The organism is Amycolatopsis sp. CA-211722 (genome assembly GCF_056828465.1).
The window spans coordinates 6045188-6061260 of record NZ_CP184752.1; the positions used below are offsets into that span (position 1 = coordinate 6045188).

Here is a 16073-nt window from a genome sequence, read left to right on the forward strand (position 1 = left end):
AGACCGAGCGATACTGGCGTGATCAACGTCTTCGGATCTACACGGCCTTTCCCGCCGCGATCTCGAACTTGCGGGTGGAAATGAGATACGCCGGCGACAAGCTTCGAGACGGTGCCGAACTCGACCGAGCACTGCGTGAGCGCCGTCTCGACCTCGCCGCGACTGCCAGAAACCTCTACGCGCCGTTGGGTGTCGTAGATCCCGCCTATGTCCGTCACCAGGCCACAGAGCTGATTCGCGTATTCGCGGAGAGCCTCTCCTGGACGGTCACTCGGTGGACACAACGCCCCTGCTCGGTCTGGTGCAAGCCTTCGCCGGGACCACCAGCCAAGTCCTCGGTACCGAACCGGAAGACCTCACTGGCCACGCACCAGAACGATCCGAGTCCTCTGACCAACACCGCCGCACTGGGCTCCGTCCCAGACTTGCCTGCGCTGCAGAGGAGGAGACAAGCGCCCCCAGACTTCTCATAAACGGTTAAAAGCCCCAGCCGTTCGGGGGGATACATCGGGAGTGGGTGCTCTTACCGTCGGAAGCCGACCGAAACCCGGTGAGGAGTGCCTCGATGAAGCTCGTGCGCATGATGGGGATGGCCGTTCTGACGGCTTCCGCGTTGGTGTTTTCGATGACGGCGGCGTCCGCGCACGATCCCGAGACGCCGGAGGGACAAGCCGCGGCCAGGACCTTCTTGGCCGACCACGTCCCGGCGGAACGGCACGCCGTCACCGGTACCGAGGCGGGTGTCCCGTGCGTCAACGGCATGGCCGACAAATACCCGTGCAAGAACGTCGACCTGCTCAGCGTGCTTCCGCTGTCGGGCCTCGGCGGCGGGAACGGCAACGACATCTGGGGCTGGACCGACCCGTCGTCAGGCAAGGAATATGCCATCGTCGGGCGGACCAACGGCACCGCGTTCGTCGACCTGAGCGTCCCCACCGCACCGAAGTTCCTCGGCAACCTGCCCTCCAACGGCGGCAGCAGCTCGTGGCGGGACATGAAGGTGTACAAGAACCACGCGTTCATCGTGGCCGACTTCATCACCGGCCACGGCATGCAGGTGTTCGACCTGACCAGGCTGCGCACCGTCACCACACCGCAGACCTTCACCGCCGACGCGCTGTACCGGGAATTCGGTCCTGCGCACAACATCGCGATCAACGAGGAGACCGGTTTCGCCTACGCGATCGGTTCCAACACGTGCAGCGGCGGACCGCATGTCGTCAACATCCAGAACCCGAAGGCGCCGGCCAAGGCGGGCTGCGTGTCGCAGGACGGCTACACCCACGACACGCAGTGCGTCGTCTACCGCGGCCCGGACACGGCCTACAGCGGCCGGGAAATCTGCTTCAACGCCAACGAGGACACGCTGACCATCGTCGACGTCACCGACAAGGCCAGGCCGGTCCAGATCTCGCGCAAGGGCTACTCGGGCGCGCAGTACTCACACCAGGGCTGGCTGACCGGTGACCAGCGCTACTTCCTGCTCGACGACGAACTGGACGAGTCGCGCGGCACCGACAAGCGCACCAAGACCTACGTCTGGGACCTGGCCAAGCTGTCCGCGCCCGTGCACACCGGCGTCTACAGTTCGCCGGCCACCGCGATCGACCACAACCAGTACATCAAGGGCCAGTACTCCTACCAGGCGAACTACCAGGCGGGCCTGCGCATCCTGGACGTCAGCGGCGTCGCGTCGGCGCGGTTGTCCGAGGTCGGGTACTTCGACATCTACCCGGCGGGCAACGCGGCGAGCTTCAACGGCGCGTGGAGCAACTACCCGTACTTCGCCAGCGGCATCGTCATCGTCAACGGCATCGAACAGGGCCTGGTCGTGGTGAAGCCGAACCTCGGCGGCAAGTGACCGGCGGGCAGGCGTGCGCAAGCCCCGGTTCACGGATTGGTTGTTCCTCGCGCTGGCCCTGGTGATCGGCGCGGCCGCGGTGTCCGTCGCGCTCCGGCCGACACCCGGTTCCGCGCACTCCGTCCACCAGCAGCCCGTCGTGACGGCGGATCTGCTTCCCGCCGCGCACAGCGACGGGCTGTCGGAGGCGGAGAGCGGCTACCGGTTCGAGCGAGTGACGACGCCCGCCGTCCGTGGGTCCGAGGTGCCGGTCGCGTTCCGGATCCTCGGGCCCGACGGTCGGCCGGTCACCCGGTTCCTGGACAACCAGACCAAACAGATGCACTTCTTCGCCGTCCGTGACGACATGAACGTCTTCCAGCACGTACACCCGACGCTGGACGGGGACACCTGGCGGACGAGCCTCGCGCTGGCCGACGGCGGCGCCTACCGGATGTTCGCCGAGTTCGTCCCGCTCGACACGAAGGATCCGAAGCATCCTGTGGTGCTCGGTGTCCCGTTCACCGTGCCGGGCGACACCACCTTCGTTCCCGTGCCCGCTCCGGCGGGCGGCACCGTGACGTCCACGGGATACCGCGTGGCGCGGGTGGACGGGGAGGCCCGGATCCCGGCGATGCGGGCGCAGGTTCTCCGTTTCGCCATCCGGGGCCCCGACGGCGCGCTCGTCACCGCGGTCGACCCGCACCTGGGCGCCAACGGCCATATGACCGGATTCCACACCATGCTGTTGTCGGCCACGCATCTGCATCCGGTGCAGCCGCCGGGCGCGGCGCTCGTCGACGGTGAGCTGACCTTCCACTCGCTGTTCTCGGAGCGCGGGGAATACCGGCTGTTCCTCGAGTTCTCCCACGGCGGGCGGGTGCACACGGCGGCGATCACGGTCGCGGTGGACTGACCGGAGGAACCGTGCCGTTTCACCCGCACGCGGGTGCCGAACACGGCAGAATGTCTCCGTGCGGAACTTCCTCGTAGCGGTCGCCCTCGTCCTGGTCGGTGTCACCGGATGTCAGGGCGGGGTTTCCGGTCAAGCCGAACCCGAAGGTGACAGTTTCGCGATCAAGGACGGGTCGCGGCTGCGGTTCCGCCCGGTCCTGACGGAGTTCCCGCCTGGTCCGGCGACCGGCGCGGCGACCAACCGGCAGAGCACCGATCCCGCCGAGCAGCAGGCCGCGGCCGCCGCACTGGACTGCTCGGAGGGATCTGATCCGCTGGACGGCCGTGACGATCCGGCGCTCCCGCTGATCAGCTGTGACCGGGTGCAGGGCACCCGCTACCTGCTCGGCCCGGCGTTCCTCACCGGGGCCGATCTCAGCCGGGCGAACGCCAGGCTCGATTCGCGGTCGGGCGGCCCGCTCGTCGGGCTCAGCTTCACCGACGCGGGCGCGCGGACGTGGGCCGACTGGACCGCGGGGAACGTCGGCAAGCAGGTCGCGATGGTGCTGAAGAGCCGGGTGCTGACCGCGCCGATGATCCAGTCCGCCATCACCGGCGGGGAAACCCAGATCACCGGCAAGTTCACCATGGACGACGCCCGTCAACTGGCGCGGGACATCGCCGGCGCCTGACTCACCCACCCCGGAATACGATCACCGGATCCAACGTTTGAGCGTTCAACTACTTGAGGAGTTGGACATGGGTTACGAGATCCTGGGCACCCCGCAACGGCCGACCTTCGGCCTGGACACGTTCGGCGACGTCGAGAACGGCACGGACGGCCAGCCGGTGAGCCAGGCGGAGGCCATCCGCCAGGTCGTGGTCGAGGGCGTCCTCGCCGACCAGGTGGGCGTGGACTACTTCGGCGTCGGCGAACATCACCGCGCCGAGATGGCGGTGTCCTCGCCGGACGTCGTGCTGGCCGCGATCGCGGGCCGGACCGAGCGGATCCGGCTGGGCACGGCGGTCACGGTGCTCAGCTCGGACGACCCGGTGCGCGTGTACGAGCGGTTCGCCACGCTGGACGCCGTTTCCCGCGGACGCGCTGAGGTCACGCTCGGCCGGGGCTCGTTCACCGAGTCGTTCCCGTTGTTCGGCTACTCGCTGGAGGACTACGAAGCGCTCTTCGCCGAGAAACTCGACCTGTTCACGCACTTGCAAGGGGAGAAGCCCGTCGACTGGTCCGGGACCGTCCGCCCGGCACTGGAGGGCGCGCAGGCCTTCCCGGTCACCGAATCGGGCAGTCTGCCCGCCTGGGTCGGCGTCGGCGGCACCCCGCAGTCGGTCGTCCGCGCGGCCGCGTACGGCCTGCCGCTGGTGATGGCCGTCATCGGCGGCTCGCCGGAACGGTTCGCCCCGCTCGCGGACCTGTACCGGCGCGCGGTGAAGGAGGCGGGACACCAGGAACTGCCGATCTCGATGCACAGCCCCGGCCACGTCGCCGAGACCGATGAACTCGCCGTCGCCCAGCACTTCTCGCACCACCAGGCCGCGTTCGCCAAGATCGGCGCCGAACGAGGCTGGGGCCCGATGTCCAGGGCCGACTACGACGCCATGGCCGGGCCGCGTGGCGCGCTGTTCGTCGGCTCGCCGGAGACCGTCGCGCAGAAGATCGCGTGGGCGGTGCGGACCCTTGGCCTGTCGCGTTTCCAGCTCAAATACAGCGTCGGCGCGCTTCCGCACGAGCAGCGCCTGAACTCGATCCGGCTTTACGGCGAGCAGGTCGTCCCGCGCGTGAAGGAGCTGCTCGGCTAGCCTCGAAGACGTGGTGTTCGATTCCGAGCGATTCGACCTTCAGCCCTACACCGGTTTCGACATGTCCCGCTACGTCCGGCGGACGTATTGCAGCTGGGAGGATTCCGGCTGGGAGTCGCTGCTCGTCCAGCGTTTCGACCACGTTCCCGTCGCCGAGGACATGCGGCTGCCCGGCGTCGCGGATCTGCATCTGGTCCTTCCGCTTTCGGGGCGGGCGGTGCTGGAGACCCGCGGCGAGGGCCGGTGGGACCGCCGGCCCTGGGGACGGCTGGAACTCGCTGTTCCCGGCATGCCCGTGCGGCGCCGCTACCGCGGTGACGAAGCGATGCGGAGCCTGCAGGTGCACATACCGGGCACCACGGTGGAGTCGGTGGCCGCGCGGCTGGGTGGCCGCGCGGTGGACCACGAGGCGATGGCCGCGTCCGTCGCCGGGGGAGACCCGCTGCTCGAAGAGCTGGTCCGCGCGGTCGGGAACGCCGGGGAGGAGGACGACCTCTACGCCGAATCCGCGGCCGCCTTCCTCGCCGTGCACCTGCTCACCCGCCACGCACGGAAGCCGGAGCCGCCCGGCGCCGGCCAGGAGGACCACCGGGTCCGCGCCGCGGTGGCGATGATGCGTGAACGGCTCGCCGAACCGCTCAGCGTCGCCGAAATCGCCGGGGAAGCGCATCTGAGCGTCTACCACTTCATCCGGGTATTCAAGGAAAAGACCGGCCAGACCCCGCACCGGTTTCTCGGTGGACTGCGGATGGAGGAAGCGCGCAGGCTGCTGCGCGACACCGACCTCCCGATCGCCCGGATCGCGGGCAGATGCGGGTTCGCCACTCCGGGCGCCCTGTCGGCCGCTTTCCTGAAACACACCGGAACGCGTCCGTCGGAGTACCGCAATTCCTGATCGCCGTCCCGCAATCCGGCGCATGGTGGCCCCGCCCGGCCGTTCCTAGGGTGAGCCTTGTGAGTGGAACGCAGTCGTACGACGTCACCGCCGAATCATCCGCGCCACCCGGCGAGGTGTGGGCACTGTTGCTGGACGCCCGCAGCTGGCCGGTCTGGTCACGGGTGGGTGCACTGGAAGTCGCCGCGTCGCAAGGACTTTCCGCCGACGGTCGGGACACCGTCGGCGCGGTGCGTGCCTTCCGGACCGGCAAGACGGTCACCAAGGAACGGATCACCGCCCTCGACCCCGAGCGGCGGTTCGCCTACGAGGGCGTGGACGTCCCGGTCATGCTCGACTACCGGGCATCGGTCGATCTGTGCGAAACGCCCGGTGGCGGGACCCGGATCCGCTGGCACGGAACGTATCGCGTCGGCAAGGGCAACGCGTGGATCTTCCGCTGGTACCTCCGCCGCTTCATGCGCGATATGGCGACCGGGCTCGCCGAACACGCCGGCGGCCCGGCCAAGCGGCCATGACGGGAATCAGTGTCGATGAGCGGCTTCGCGGTGGAAGCCCGCGATCATCGCTTCGGTGCTCGGTGGGTTGAAGGGCTGCCCGAGCGTGCGCATGAGTGAGTTCACGCTGGGGCGGTACATCCCGGTCTTGCAGTAGCGGGATCCCTCGAAGACGCCGACCGTGCCGCCGTCCGGGGAGGGTTTGCCGAGCCAGGCGTACCACTTGGCGCGGCGGTCCTTCATCTGCTGGGCGGTGAGCGCGGAAGCGTTGGGCTCCCGGGGTTCGCGGGCGTCGCAGGTGCCGTAGTCGTATTCGTCGGCGAGCCCGCCGATGGAGTGCCCGAGCTCGTGGGCGACGATCTGGCTGGCCTGGATGTTGCCGCCCGACGAGGTCGCGACGCCGCCACCGGCCCCGCCGTACTTCGTGGTGTTCGCCAGCATGATGACCTGATCGACGTCCGGCGCGGCGGCGGCGTACTGGTTCGCCTTGGTTTCGTTGACGCACAACAGCCGTTCGATGCCGCCGCACCAGAAGTACGAACCCAGCGCGGTGTTGCGCCGGATGCCCTGCGTCGGGTCGTTGGTGATCCCGGACTGCGGGGACACCACGTCGACCTGCCAGAGGTTGAACTGCTTGCGGTGGCTCTTGTACGGCTCGATGGCGAACAGCGCGGCGATACTGGAGCGGACGTGCCGTGAGTAGGTGCCCAGCTGGGCCGAGGTGTAGCCGTCACCGACGAAGACCAGGTCGAACGTGGTCTCGCTCGGGCCGTTGGTTTCGATCGGGGTCACCGCGGCGGCACCGGCGATCCGTTGCGGCGCGGCGGTCCGGTCCGAAGCGGGCCGGGTGACGTCCACCCGGGTGATGGTCCCGCCTGGTTCGAAGGCCTCCATCGACGTCGTGAATCCGGGCGCCGCGGACGCCGTCGCGGGAACGAATCCGGCGACGAGAGCGGCGGTCAGCGCGACCATCAGGCAGGCGCGTCGCATGCGTACTCCTTGCGGGGAGGGAGGGGAGTACGAAAAACGATCCCGACTTTCGACGGCTTCCGGCACATCCCAAGTGGCCATAAGGTCCGCGTGATGGACGTCGAGTTACGTCACCTGCGAGTGGTGTGCGCCGTCGCCGACGCGGGCAGCATCACGCGCGCGGCGATCGGGATCGGGACCACCCAGCCCGCGTTGACCGCCGCCCTGCAACGGATCGAGCGCGCGTTCGGGGGAGCGTTGTTCGTCCGGGGGCGGGACGGGGTCTTCCCGACGGCGTTCGGTGAACACGTGCTCGTCCGCGCCCGCGCCGTCCTCGCCGCGACGGACACGATGCACCGGGACGCGGCGCGTTTCCTGGCGGACGGCGAAAAACGTCCTGTCGCGCTGGGTGGGATCGGCGGTTCGATGGTCGTCGAGCTGGCGGACCGGCTCGGCGATTCCGGCCGAGGGCAAGCGGTTTCGGTGACCACCGAGTTCTCACCCTTGCGATTGCTGGATCTCGTGGCCGGTGGGCACCTCGACGCCGCCGTGGTCGCCGACTATCCCGGGCACGTCCTGCCGTCGGCCCCCGGCGTGGCGTCTCGGTCGCTGGCAAGGCAACCGGTGTTCGTGGCGATCGCCGCGGACCATCCGGCCGCCCGCCTCGCCGAGATAGACCTCGCCGACCTGGCCGGGGAACGGTGGGTGCTCGGGCCGTCCGACGGTGCCGGCTGGCCGGAGTGCTTCGAGGAAGCCTGTGCCCAGGCCGGATTCCGGCCACAGGTCGCGCACCGGAGCACCGAGTTGCGGCCCCTGCAACGCCTGATCGCCGCGGGCCGGGCGGTTTCCCCGTGCCAGGTCACTTTTCCCTCCTCGCCCGGGATCGCGATCCTGCCCCTCGCGGGAGATCCGTTGTGGATGCGGTACCTGATCGCCTGGAGCAGGGAAGGTGCCTTCGGTGCGGACAGCGACGTCCTGATCACCGCGGCCGAAGCGGCCTACCGGTCCGACACCGAGAGCAGTCACCCCTATCGGCGGTGGCTCGAACGTCGCGAACAATCGCCCCGGCGTGCCATCGGGTGACACCTGGTCGGGGAATTCCCCTTGTCGCGCAGGGGTCTTAGCCTCGGATCACCTCATCGACGAAGGGTAAGAAATTGCGTCTGCGCGCCCTGCTGGCCGCTGCTGTCCTGACCATCACCACCGCTCCGGCCGCGCTCGCCGCGCCGGACGTCGCCCACGGCACCGATGTCCCACCAGGGCAGTTCGGGTTCGTCGCGAAGATCGCGATGACGAAGATCCCACGCCCGGACGGCTCGACCTACAGCAGCTACTGCACGGGTGCGCTGATCGCGCCCGGCTGGGTCGTCACCACCGGGCACTGCTTCCACGACGCGCACCGCAAGCGTGTCGCGGGCAAGGTGCCGTATCCGACGACGGTGACGTTGGGCCTCGTCGACGAGGCGATCGAATCAGGTGTGGCCCGCAAGGCGACCGAAGTGGTGCAGGCGAAGGAAAACGACGTCGCGCTGATCAAACTGGACACCCCGGTGACGACGGTGACGCCGCTGACGGTGAACCGGGTGCTCCCGAAGATCGGCCAGCAGCTCACGCTGGCGGGCTGGGGCAGCCTGACCGCCAAGAACCCCGCTCCGGCCACCCGGATGCAGCAAGGCACGGTCCAGGTGGCGACCGTCGCCCCGACGACGATCGGTGTCCGCGGCGCGGCGCCCTCGATCACGACCAGCGCCTGCACGTACGACTCCGGCGCGCCGTACTTCGTCCCGGGAGGCAAGAGCGGCGCCTTGGTCTCGCTGGAGGCCACCGGGCCGGATTGCCCGCACGCCGGGATCGAGACGACCTCGCGCGCGGACGTCATCGCGGACTGGATCGCCACCCATACGGGCTAACGGGCCGTTTCGTCCGGCGGCGGACCGGGTAGTGGCGTGGGCAAGGAGGTAGTGCGATGACGAGTACTCGAATGACCGCGCCTCCGGCGCCGCCGAACCCCATGCCGCCGGACCCCGGCGTGCCCGATCCGGGGATTCCCGAACCGGTGCCGGACCCGGGCAAGCCGGAACCGGTCCCGGATCCCGGGGTGCCGGAACGGGTCCCCGATCCGGGGCCGGACCGCCCGATCCCGGAGCCCGAGAGCCCGCCGGAAGCCCAGCCGGGGCCGGCGGGACTCAGAGGGTGAACGCGAGCCAGAGCGCGAGCCACGCGCAGGCCGCGACCGCGACGACGACCGCGATCACCCGCAGGCCGGCGGTGGCGATCCGGAGCGACGCGGTGCCGGTGTGGTGTCGGTGATTCCCCATGATTCCGCCCTCCTTCCCAGCTCACCATCCGCCGCCGGCGCGTTCGGCGCAGCGGGGAGGGTCCATCCGGGTGACCCCGGCCGGGTGAGGGGTACCGGAGTCGTCGGCTCTGGTACTCGCGTTTAGTCCTCTAGATGCGATTGTTCATAGTGCCTACTTTCGCCTCGAGAGGACTGAACGCGGGTGGTCTCAGAGCCAGTCGTTGTGCGCGGCGAAGACTCCCAGCTGGAACCGGCTGGACACGCCCGCGCGGTCCATCAGGTTCTCGAGATAGCGGAACAGGGTCCGCCTGCTGACACCGAGCTCGGCGGCGATCTCGTCGTCCTTGCGCCCGGCGGCGAGCAGGAGCAGCAGCTCCCGTTCGACCGGCCGGATCGGCTGTTCGGCCGTCCGCCCGTGCCGGTCCAGCGGGAGGGCGGCCGCCCAGGAGGTTTCGAACAGTCCTTCCAGTGCGGAGAAGAGACTGCAGGGACGCACGATGACGATGGACTGGTTGCGATCCGCCTCGCGGATGGTCAGCGCGATGGTCGCCGCACGGTCGTCGAACAGCGTCAGCTTCACCGGGAGCTCGGGCAGCAGCCGGGCCCGTTCGCCGGCCCGCAGGCACGGCAGGATGTTCGCGGCGAGATAGCCGGGATCGCCGAGCGACGCTCCACTGTAGACACAGCGGTAGGTGATCCCGCGCCGTAGCTGCTCCTCCTCCAGGAGATTCCGGCGGCCGCCGGTGAAATACGGCGGGGAGTCGAGGCGGCGCACCTGATGCCGCACCGTCGTCGCGAGGTGCTGAAGCCGGGGGATGATGGCGTCGCCGGTGACCACTTCGAGCAGGTCCTGCGCGTCCGGCATGCCCGAATGCGCCCGCCGGAAGGCGCGGTACGCGGTCTGGACCGCGAGGCGCGCGTCGTGCAGTTCGGCCTGCCGTCGCGTGGTCAATGCCGTGAGCGCTTCGCTGGGGTTGGCGGGGAGGTACTCGGACCCGTCCACTCCGGACGACACCGCGAGCCCCGCGTCGGCCAGTTCCTTCAACGCCAGCTGAACGGTCTCCGCGTCACCCTCCCGCCATGCCAGCTCCCCGGCGGTGACGGGGGCGCTTTCGAGCATCCGCCGGTAGATCCGGCCGGCGGTCTCGCCGAGGCCCAGCCTGGTCAGCTGCGCGCCGAGCCCGTCCGGGGGAATCGTCGATGCCACTTTCCACCTGCCTCTCAGCGGTCCGGGAGCGGTGAGGCCACCGCTCCCGGACCGGTCCGCCGAAACCTAGACGCCCGAGGTGTCGCGGATCCAGGTGCGGTTCGCCGAGATGCTGGTGTGCGTCGAGGTGTCCACCTTGTTGCCGGCGATGTGCACGCCGACCTGCTTGCCGCCGACGAAGACCGGGCCGCCCGAGTCCCCGCCGTTCGTCAGCCCGTCGCCGCGCCGGGCCTTGATCAGTCCATTCCCGACACTGGCGACCGTCATCCGGGCGACCTTGAGGTAGCGCTGCAGGTCACCGTCTTCGTTGTAGCCCCAGCCGTAAACGTGCTCGGTGTCGCCGACGGCGACGGAAGTGCCGAGGGACGCGTAGGTCGCGCTCACCGAGCGGTCGAGCCGCAGCAGCGCGATGTCGGCACCGCTGGACGGAGTGTGGATGCCGGTGACCACGGCGTACGTTCCGGCACGGTGGTCGACGTCGCCCACCCGGACGGAGTAGTCGGCGCCGGGTTCGTCGACGCAGTGCTCGGCGGTGAGCACCCAGCGGGCGCCGATGATCGAACCGGAGCACCACTGCTGTCCGTTCTGTTCGATCATGGCCGCCCACGGGCCGGACCGGGCGTACTCGCCGTCGATGATGGGGGCCGCGACGGCGGCGGGCGCGACCGCCGTGAGCCCGGCCGCGCACAGCAGGGTGGTGAGGAGACCTCGGATGCGCATGGGGTGCCTTCCAATGCAGGGAAATCGGGGAAAGGAATCGACGGGTCACCCGTTTTCGGCCGCGACGGATAGCCAGGGATCGCCCGGCCGGATCCGAAATCGGTTTCTCATGCTAGGCAGGCGGATACGGCGGTAGATAGCGACTAAAGACGGGAGAAGACCGCGCTGGGCGGCACCGGACCTGGGTTTTCGGCATGAGAGTGCCGATGGCACCGATGTGTCATGGGGGCCTTCGTGGCCTGCTGATCGGTGAAGTCCGTGAAGGCCCCTTCACTACCTTCAGGTTCAGGGTCCCGGCTAAGTCGTATAGGCGCTGGTTGGTGCGGGGCTCGTGAGTGGCGTTTCGGGTTCTAAGCCGAATCGCCACTCACGAGCTGCGCCTCACCATGCCACTGCCACGCTCGCTCGCAGCTGCAGTACGTGAAGGCCCCCTTCACTGCGCTAGACGCAATGAAGGGGGCCTTCACGTACTGGGGAAGGTGTGAAGGTCGAGTTTCCTCGGCTGAGCCGAGGGAAGGAGGCCTTCACGCGCTGCCGCTGTGGCTGCTGAGACTGGTGTTATCGCTGAGGCCGCGGATGGCGATCGGCGAGTCCGTGAAGGCTTCCTTCACGGACCACGAGCTACTTCGCGGTCATCGGCGTCGTAGCAATTCCTCGGCGAGGAGGATCGTCCGCTCCGACAGCGTGACGGACAACCGCTCGACCGATTCGCCGATCCGACCGGCCTCCCGGCGCACCCCCTCGCCCGCGGGCACGCTGTGCCGCTCGGCGAGGCCCGCGAGCCTGCTGCCGGAGACCAGGACCAGATCGGCGAGCCGCTCGCCCAGTTCGGTCAGCCGGTTCGCCGTCCGGCCCGCGCGGCGCGCCACCAGGTCTTCGGTCTCGCGTCGCAGCTCCCGGACCGCGGATCGCGACTCGTTCGTCGTCCCGGTGAGCGCGGACCTCAGCGTTTTCGTCACGTCCATCAGGGATCGACCTCCACGCGGCTGGCACTGCGCTCAGTGTACAGCTGTACACCGGACAAGCGGAATAGTCGATGGTGCAGGGAGCAAGGGAAGGCGAGATTTGGCGAACGTGCGTAAGCGGAGTGCGTTGGCAGTGGTCAGCTAAGCGCAGCGCTAAGACAGTCGCAAAATTTCTGAAACATGTCTACTTCTTGCATTTCGTCTCCGAGTTGTTGCATGCTCGTACGGCTCTGGCTCCCTCCCCGCCGTCTCAAAGAAGAGAAGACGCCATGACACGTATGCGCCTGTCCCGGCTCATCGCCGGTCTCCTGGTCTCGGGGCTTTCCGTCGCCGGACTCTCCCTCGCTTCCGCCGCGAGCGGGCCACCACCCGACCCCGTCCCGGCCGCGCTCGCCGAAGTGCCGTTGACGCGTACGGTGTCGGCGAGCAGCGCGTTGCCCGGTTATCCCGTCGCGAACGCCGTCGACGGAAACCAGGAGAGCTACTGGGAATCCGCCAACAACGCGTTCCCGCAATGGATCCAGGCCGATCTCGGCACGGCGAAATCGCTCTCGCGGATCGTGCTGAAACTGCCCGCCGGCTGGGAATCCCGCACCCAGACGCTGGCCGTGCGCGGAAGCACCGACGGCACGGCGTTCACCGACCTCGCCGCGCCGACCGCCTACGCGTTCGCTCCCGGCACCAACACCGTCACCATCCCGATGGCCACGTCGGCCCGCTACGTGCGGCTGCAGGTCACCGCGAACTCGCGGTGGCCGGCCGCGCAGCTTTCGGAATTCGAGCTGTTCGGACCGGACACCGGCGACACGCAGGCGCCGAGCGCGCCGGCGAATCTGGCGCTGACCGAGCCCTCCGCCGGTCAGATCCGGCTGACCTGGTCGCCGTCGGCGGACAACGTCGGCGTCTCCGGCTACACCGTCTATCGCGACGGGACGCCGATCACGACGATCACCGGCACCACGTTCACCGAATCCAGGCCCACGGGAACGCGGGTCGAGTACTTCGTGCGGGCCAAGGACGCGGCGGGCAACGAGTCCGGTGACAGCAACCACGTCGTGCGCTCCGGGACGAGCGCGGGCGCGAACCTGGCGGCGGGCAAGCCGATCGAGGCCACGTCGACCGTCCATTCCTTCGTCGCGGCCAACGCCAACGACAACGACACCGCCACGTACTGGGAATCCGCGGCGGGTCATCCGAACGCGCTGACGGTGAAGCTCGGGGTCGACGCGGACGTCGACTCGGTCGTGGTGAAGCTCGACCCGGACACGATCTGGGGCGCGCGGACACAGAGCTTCGAGGTACTCGGCCGGGCGCAGGGTTCCACCGCGTTCACCGCGCTGTCGGCGCGAGCCGACCACCGCTTCGACCCGGCCACCAACCAGAACTCCGTGGTCGTCCCGGTCAGCGGCCGCGCTTCGGAGGTGCGCCTCCAGTTCTTCGCCAACTCCGGTGCCCCCGGCGGCCAGGTCGCGGAATTCCAGGTGATCGGCACGCCCGCGCCGAACCCGGACCTCGTCGTCACCGGCACGACCTGGACGCCGTCGAACCCGACGGAGACCAGCAGGCTCGCCGTGTCGGCGACGGTGAAGAACACCGGAACCGCGAACGCGGCCGCCACCACCGTGAACGTCAGCCTCGGCGGCACCGTCGTCGGCGACGCGGCGGTCCGGGCGCTCGCCGCCGGCGAATCCGCCACGGTGACCGTCGACGCGGGAACGCGTCCACAGGGGACCTACACCGTCGCCGCCGCCGCCGACCCGGCGGCCAAGGTGGCCGAACAGGACGAAACCAACAACACCTACACCTCGCCGACACCGCTGGTCGTCGCCCAGTCGCCGGGGCCCGACCTCCAGGTCACCGGCATCACCTCGAATCCGCCCAATCCTGCGGCCGGTTCGGCGGTGTCCTTCACCGTCGCGGTGCACAACCGCGGCACGAGCGCCGCGGGCACTTCGGTGACGCGGCTGGCCGTCGGCGGCACCACACTGACCGGCACCACGGGCGCGATCGAGGCTGGTGCCACCGCGAACGTCGCGATCTCGGGCACGTGGACCGCCGCCGACGGTGGCGCGACCCTCACCGCGACGGCCGACGCGGACGGCACGGTCACGGAGACCAACGAGTCCAACAACAGCCTCTCGCGGGCGATCGTCGTGGGCCGCGGCGCGGCGGTCCCGTACGTCGAATACGAGGCGGAAGCCGCGCAGTACCAAGGACAACTGCTGGAAGCCGACCCGCTTCGCACGTTCGGCCACACGAACTTCGCGACCGAATCCTCGGGCCGCAAATCCGTGCGGCTGGCGGATCAAGGGCAGTACGTGGAGTTCACGTCGGCGAACCAGGCGAACTCGATCGTCGTGCGCAACTCCATCCCCGACGCCCCCGGTGGCGGCGGGCGGGACGCGACGCTCAGCCTGTACGTCAACGGGACCTTCGCGCAGAAGCTCACGTTGTCGTCCAAGCACAGCTGGCTCTACGGCAGCACCGACGATCCCGAAGGCCTGACCAACACCCCGCAGCCCAACGCGCGACGGCTGTTCGACGAGTCGCACGCCCTGCTGTCCCGGTCGTACCCGCCGGGTACGAAATTCAAGCTGCAGCGGGACAGTGGTGACGACGCGGCGTTCTACATCGTCGACCTCGTCGATCTGGAAGAGGTCGCCCCGGCGTCGGCCAAGCCCGCGAACTGCGTGTCGATCACGGAATACGGCGCCGTGCCGAACGACGGGAACGACGACTCGGCGGCGATCCAGCGCGCGGTCACCGACGACCAGAACGGCGTGATCGCCTGTGTCTGGATCCCGGCGGGGCAGTGGCGGCAGGAAAAGAAGATCCTGACCGACGACCCGAACGTGCCCAACGGCGGCGGCCAGTACAACCAGGTCGGCATCTCCAACGTGACGATCCGCGGCGCCGGCATGTGGCATTCGCAGCTGTATTCGCTGATCGAGCCGCAGAATGCGGGCGGCATCAACCATCCGCACGAGGGCAACTTCGGGTTCGACATCGACAAGAACACGCAGATCTCCGACATCGCCATCTTCGGTTCCGGGCGGATCCGCGGCGGGGACGGCGGCGCGGAAGGCGGAGTCGGCCTCAACGGCCGGTTCGGCACCGGCACGAAGATCACGAACGTGTGGATCGAGCACGCCAACGTCGGCGCGTGGGTCGGCCGCGACCACAGCAACGTCCCGGCGCTCTGGGGCCCGGGCGACGGCCTCGAGTTCAGCGGGATGCGGATCCGGAACACCTATGCCGACGGCATCAACTTCACCAACGGCACCCGTAACTCGAAGGTGTTCAACTCGTCGTTCCGTACCACCGGTGACGATGCGCTCGCGGTGTGGGCGAACCAGTACGTGAAGGATCCGTCGCAGGACATCGCGCACGACAACGTGTTCGCCAACAACACGATCCAGCTCCCGTGGCGTGCCAACGGGATCGCGATCTACGGCGGCTACGGGAACAAGATCGAGAACAACGTCGTCCACGACACGATGAACTACCCGGGCATCATGCTGGCGACGGATCACGATCCGCTGCCGTTCTCCGGGGAGACGCTCATCGCGAACAACGCCCTGTACCGCTGCGGCGGCGTGTTCTGGGGCGAGCAGCAGGAGTTCGGCGCGATCACGTTCTTCGCGCAGGGCAAGGACATTCCCGGGGTCGTGCTGCGGGATACGGAGATCCACGATTCGACCTACGACGGTGTCCAGTTCAAGACCGGTGGCGGCGTCGTGACCGCGTCCCTCACGAACGTCAAGATCGACAAGTCGAACAACGGCGCGGGCATTCTCGCGATGAGCGGCGCCCGCGGCAGCGCGACCTTGACGAACGTGACGATCACCGACTCCGCGAACGGTGACGTCGTCCGTGAGCCGGGGTCGCAGTTCGTGATCAACGGCGGTCCGGTGCCGGCGGTGGTCTCGGCGGGCCGCCGCGGCACGCGGTAGGCCGGAAAGTGTTTCGGGG

Annotated in this window: 15 protein-coding genes; 10 read left to right on the forward strand and 5 right to left on the reverse strand. The window is 68.8% G+C overall.

Going from position 1 to position 16073, the window contains the following annotated elements; genetic code table 11:
• Positions 1-565: 565 nt before the first annotated feature.
• The 6 genes from ACOCEP_RS28590 to ACOCEP_RS28615 all read left to right on the forward strand — a co-directional run bounded on the left by ACOCEP_RS28590 (position 566) and on the right by ACOCEP_RS28615 (position 5962).
• Positions 566-1861 (forward strand): choice-of-anchor B family protein, encoded by a 1296-nt coding sequence (locus tag ACOCEP_RS28590; protein ID WP_482332150.1) that lies wholly within the window; start codon positions 566-568, stop codon positions 1859-1861.
• Between the two features lie 13 nt (positions 1862-1874).
• The gene (locus ACOCEP_RS28595; RefSeq protein ID WP_482332151.1) at positions 1875-2756 is read left to right on the forward strand and encodes a hypothetical protein; all 882 of its coding nucleotides are present in this window, start codon (positions 1875-1877) and stop codon (positions 2754-2756) included.
• Positions 2757-2814: 58 nt separating this feature from the next.
• Positions 2815-3426 carry a SecDF P1 head subdomain-containing protein gene (locus tag ACOCEP_RS28600; protein ID WP_482332152.1) on the forward strand — a complete coding sequence of 204 codons (612 nt, stop codon included), beginning with the start codon at positions 2815-2817 and terminating at the stop codon, positions 3424-3426.
• Positions 3427-3493: 67 nt separating this feature from the next.
• Positions 3494-4549 carry an LLM class flavin-dependent oxidoreductase gene (locus ACOCEP_RS28605; RefSeq protein WP_482332153.1) on the forward strand — a complete coding sequence of 352 codons (1056 nt, stop codon included), beginning with the start codon at positions 3494-3496 and terminating at the stop codon, positions 4547-4549.
• Positions 4550-4559: 10 nt separating this feature from the next.
• On the forward strand, positions 4560-5444 hold the full coding sequence (locus ACOCEP_RS28610; protein WP_482332154.1) for a helix-turn-helix domain-containing protein: 885 nt from the start codon (positions 4560-4562) through the stop codon (positions 5442-5444).
• A 59-nt stretch (positions 5445-5503) separates the two neighbouring features.
• Positions 5504-5962 (forward strand): SRPBCC family protein, encoded by a 459-nt coding sequence (locus tag ACOCEP_RS28615; protein ID WP_482332155.1) that lies wholly within the window; start codon positions 5504-5506, stop codon positions 5960-5962.
• 6 nt (positions 5963-5968) lie between these two features.
• Here the strand turns inward: ACOCEP_RS28615 and ACOCEP_RS28620 are convergent, their stop codons facing one another.
• A complete protein-coding gene (locus ACOCEP_RS28620) occupies positions 5969-6931 on the reverse strand; it encodes a M64 family metallopeptidase (RefSeq protein ID WP_482332156.1) in 963 nt (320 codons plus the stop codon).
• Positions 6932-7024: 93 nt separating this feature from the next.
• Between ACOCEP_RS28620 and ACOCEP_RS28625 the strand changes: the two genes are divergently transcribed.
• The 3 genes from ACOCEP_RS28625 to ACOCEP_RS28635 all read left to right on the forward strand — a co-directional run bounded on the left by ACOCEP_RS28625 (position 7025) and on the right by ACOCEP_RS28635 (position 9107).
• Entirely contained in the window at positions 7025-7993 is a 969-nt protein-coding gene (locus ACOCEP_RS28625) for a LysR family transcriptional regulator (RefSeq protein WP_482332157.1), read from the forward strand.
• A 74-nt stretch (positions 7994-8067) separates the two neighbouring features.
• Positions 8068-8820, forward strand: coding sequence for a trypsin-like serine protease (locus tag ACOCEP_RS28630; RefSeq protein ID WP_482332159.1), 753 nt, complete (start codon positions 8068-8070; stop codon positions 8818-8820).
• Between the two features lie 56 nt (positions 8821-8876).
• Positions 8877-9107, forward strand: coding sequence for a hypothetical protein (locus tag ACOCEP_RS28635; RefSeq protein ID WP_482332160.1), 231 nt, complete (start codon positions 8877-8879; stop codon positions 9105-9107).
• Here the strand turns inward: ACOCEP_RS28635 and ACOCEP_RS28640 are convergent.
• The 4 genes from ACOCEP_RS28640 to ACOCEP_RS28655 form a co-directional block, all read right to left on the reverse strand.
• Positions 9097-9228: a hypothetical protein gene (locus tag ACOCEP_RS28640; protein WP_255432080.1), complete on the reverse strand. Its 132-nt coding sequence runs from the start codon at positions 9226-9228 to the stop codon at positions 9097-9099. The genes ACOCEP_RS28635 and ACOCEP_RS28640 overlap by 11 nt on opposite strands.
• 189 nt (positions 9229-9417) lie before the next feature.
• Positions 9418-10416: a LuxR C-terminal-related transcriptional regulator gene (locus tag ACOCEP_RS28645; RefSeq protein WP_482332161.1), complete on the reverse strand. Its 999-nt coding sequence runs from the start codon at positions 10414-10416 to the stop codon at positions 9418-9420.
• A gap of 66 nt (positions 10417-10482) precedes the next feature.
• Positions 10483-11136 (reverse strand): S1 family peptidase, encoded by a 654-nt coding sequence (locus ACOCEP_RS28650; RefSeq protein ID WP_482332162.1) that lies wholly within the window; start codon positions 11134-11136, stop codon positions 10483-10485.
• Between the two features lie 632 nt (positions 11137-11768).
• Complete coding sequence (locus tag ACOCEP_RS28655; protein WP_482332164.1) at positions 11769-12101, reverse strand: hypothetical protein; 333 nt, start codon at positions 12099-12101, stop codon at positions 11769-11771.
• A 269-nt stretch (positions 12102-12370) separates the two neighbouring features.
• On the opposite strand from ACOCEP_RS28655, the gene ACOCEP_RS28660 reads away from it, so the two are divergent.
• On the forward strand, positions 12371-16054 hold the full coding sequence (locus tag ACOCEP_RS28660) for a CARDB domain-containing protein (RefSeq protein WP_482332165.1): 3684 nt from the start codon (positions 12371-12373) through the stop codon (positions 16052-16054).
• The last annotated feature ends 19 nt before the right edge of the window (positions 16055-16073 follow it).

Coding starts and splice junctions, on each gene's coding strand:
- ACOCEP_RS28590 (WP_482332150.1), top strand. CDS start 566: ATGAAGCTCGTGCGCATGATGGGGATGGCCGTTCTGACGGCTTCCGCG.
- ACOCEP_RS28605 (WP_482332153.1), top strand. CDS start 3,494: ATGGGTTACGAGATCCTGGGCACCCCGCAACGGCCGACCTTCGGCCTG.
- ACOCEP_RS28620 (WP_482332156.1), bottom strand. CDS start 6,931: ATGCGACGCGCCTGCCTGATGGTCGCGCTGACCGCCGCTCTCGTCGCC.
- ACOCEP_RS28625 (WP_482332157.1), top strand. CDS start 7,025: ATGGACGTCGAGTTACGTCACCTGCGAGTGGTGTGCGCCGTCGCCGAC.
- ACOCEP_RS28635 (WP_482332160.1), top strand. CDS start 8,877: ATGACGAGTACTCGAATGACCGCGCCTCCGGCGCCGCCGAACCCCATG.
- ACOCEP_RS28640 (WP_255432080.1), bottom strand. CDS start 9,228: ATGGGGAATCACCGACACCACACCGGCACCGCGTCGCTCCGGATCGCC.
- ACOCEP_RS28650 (WP_482332162.1), bottom strand. CDS start 11,136: ATGCGCATCCGAGGTCTCCTCACCACCCTGCTGTGCGCGGCCGGGCTC.
- ACOCEP_RS28655 (WP_482332164.1), bottom strand. CDS start 12,101: ATGGACGTGACGAAAACGCTGAGGTCCGCGCTCACCGGGACGACGAAC.
- ACOCEP_RS28660 (WP_482332165.1), top strand. CDS start 12,371: ATGACACGTATGCGCCTGTCCCGGCTCATCGCCGGTCTCCTGGTCTCG.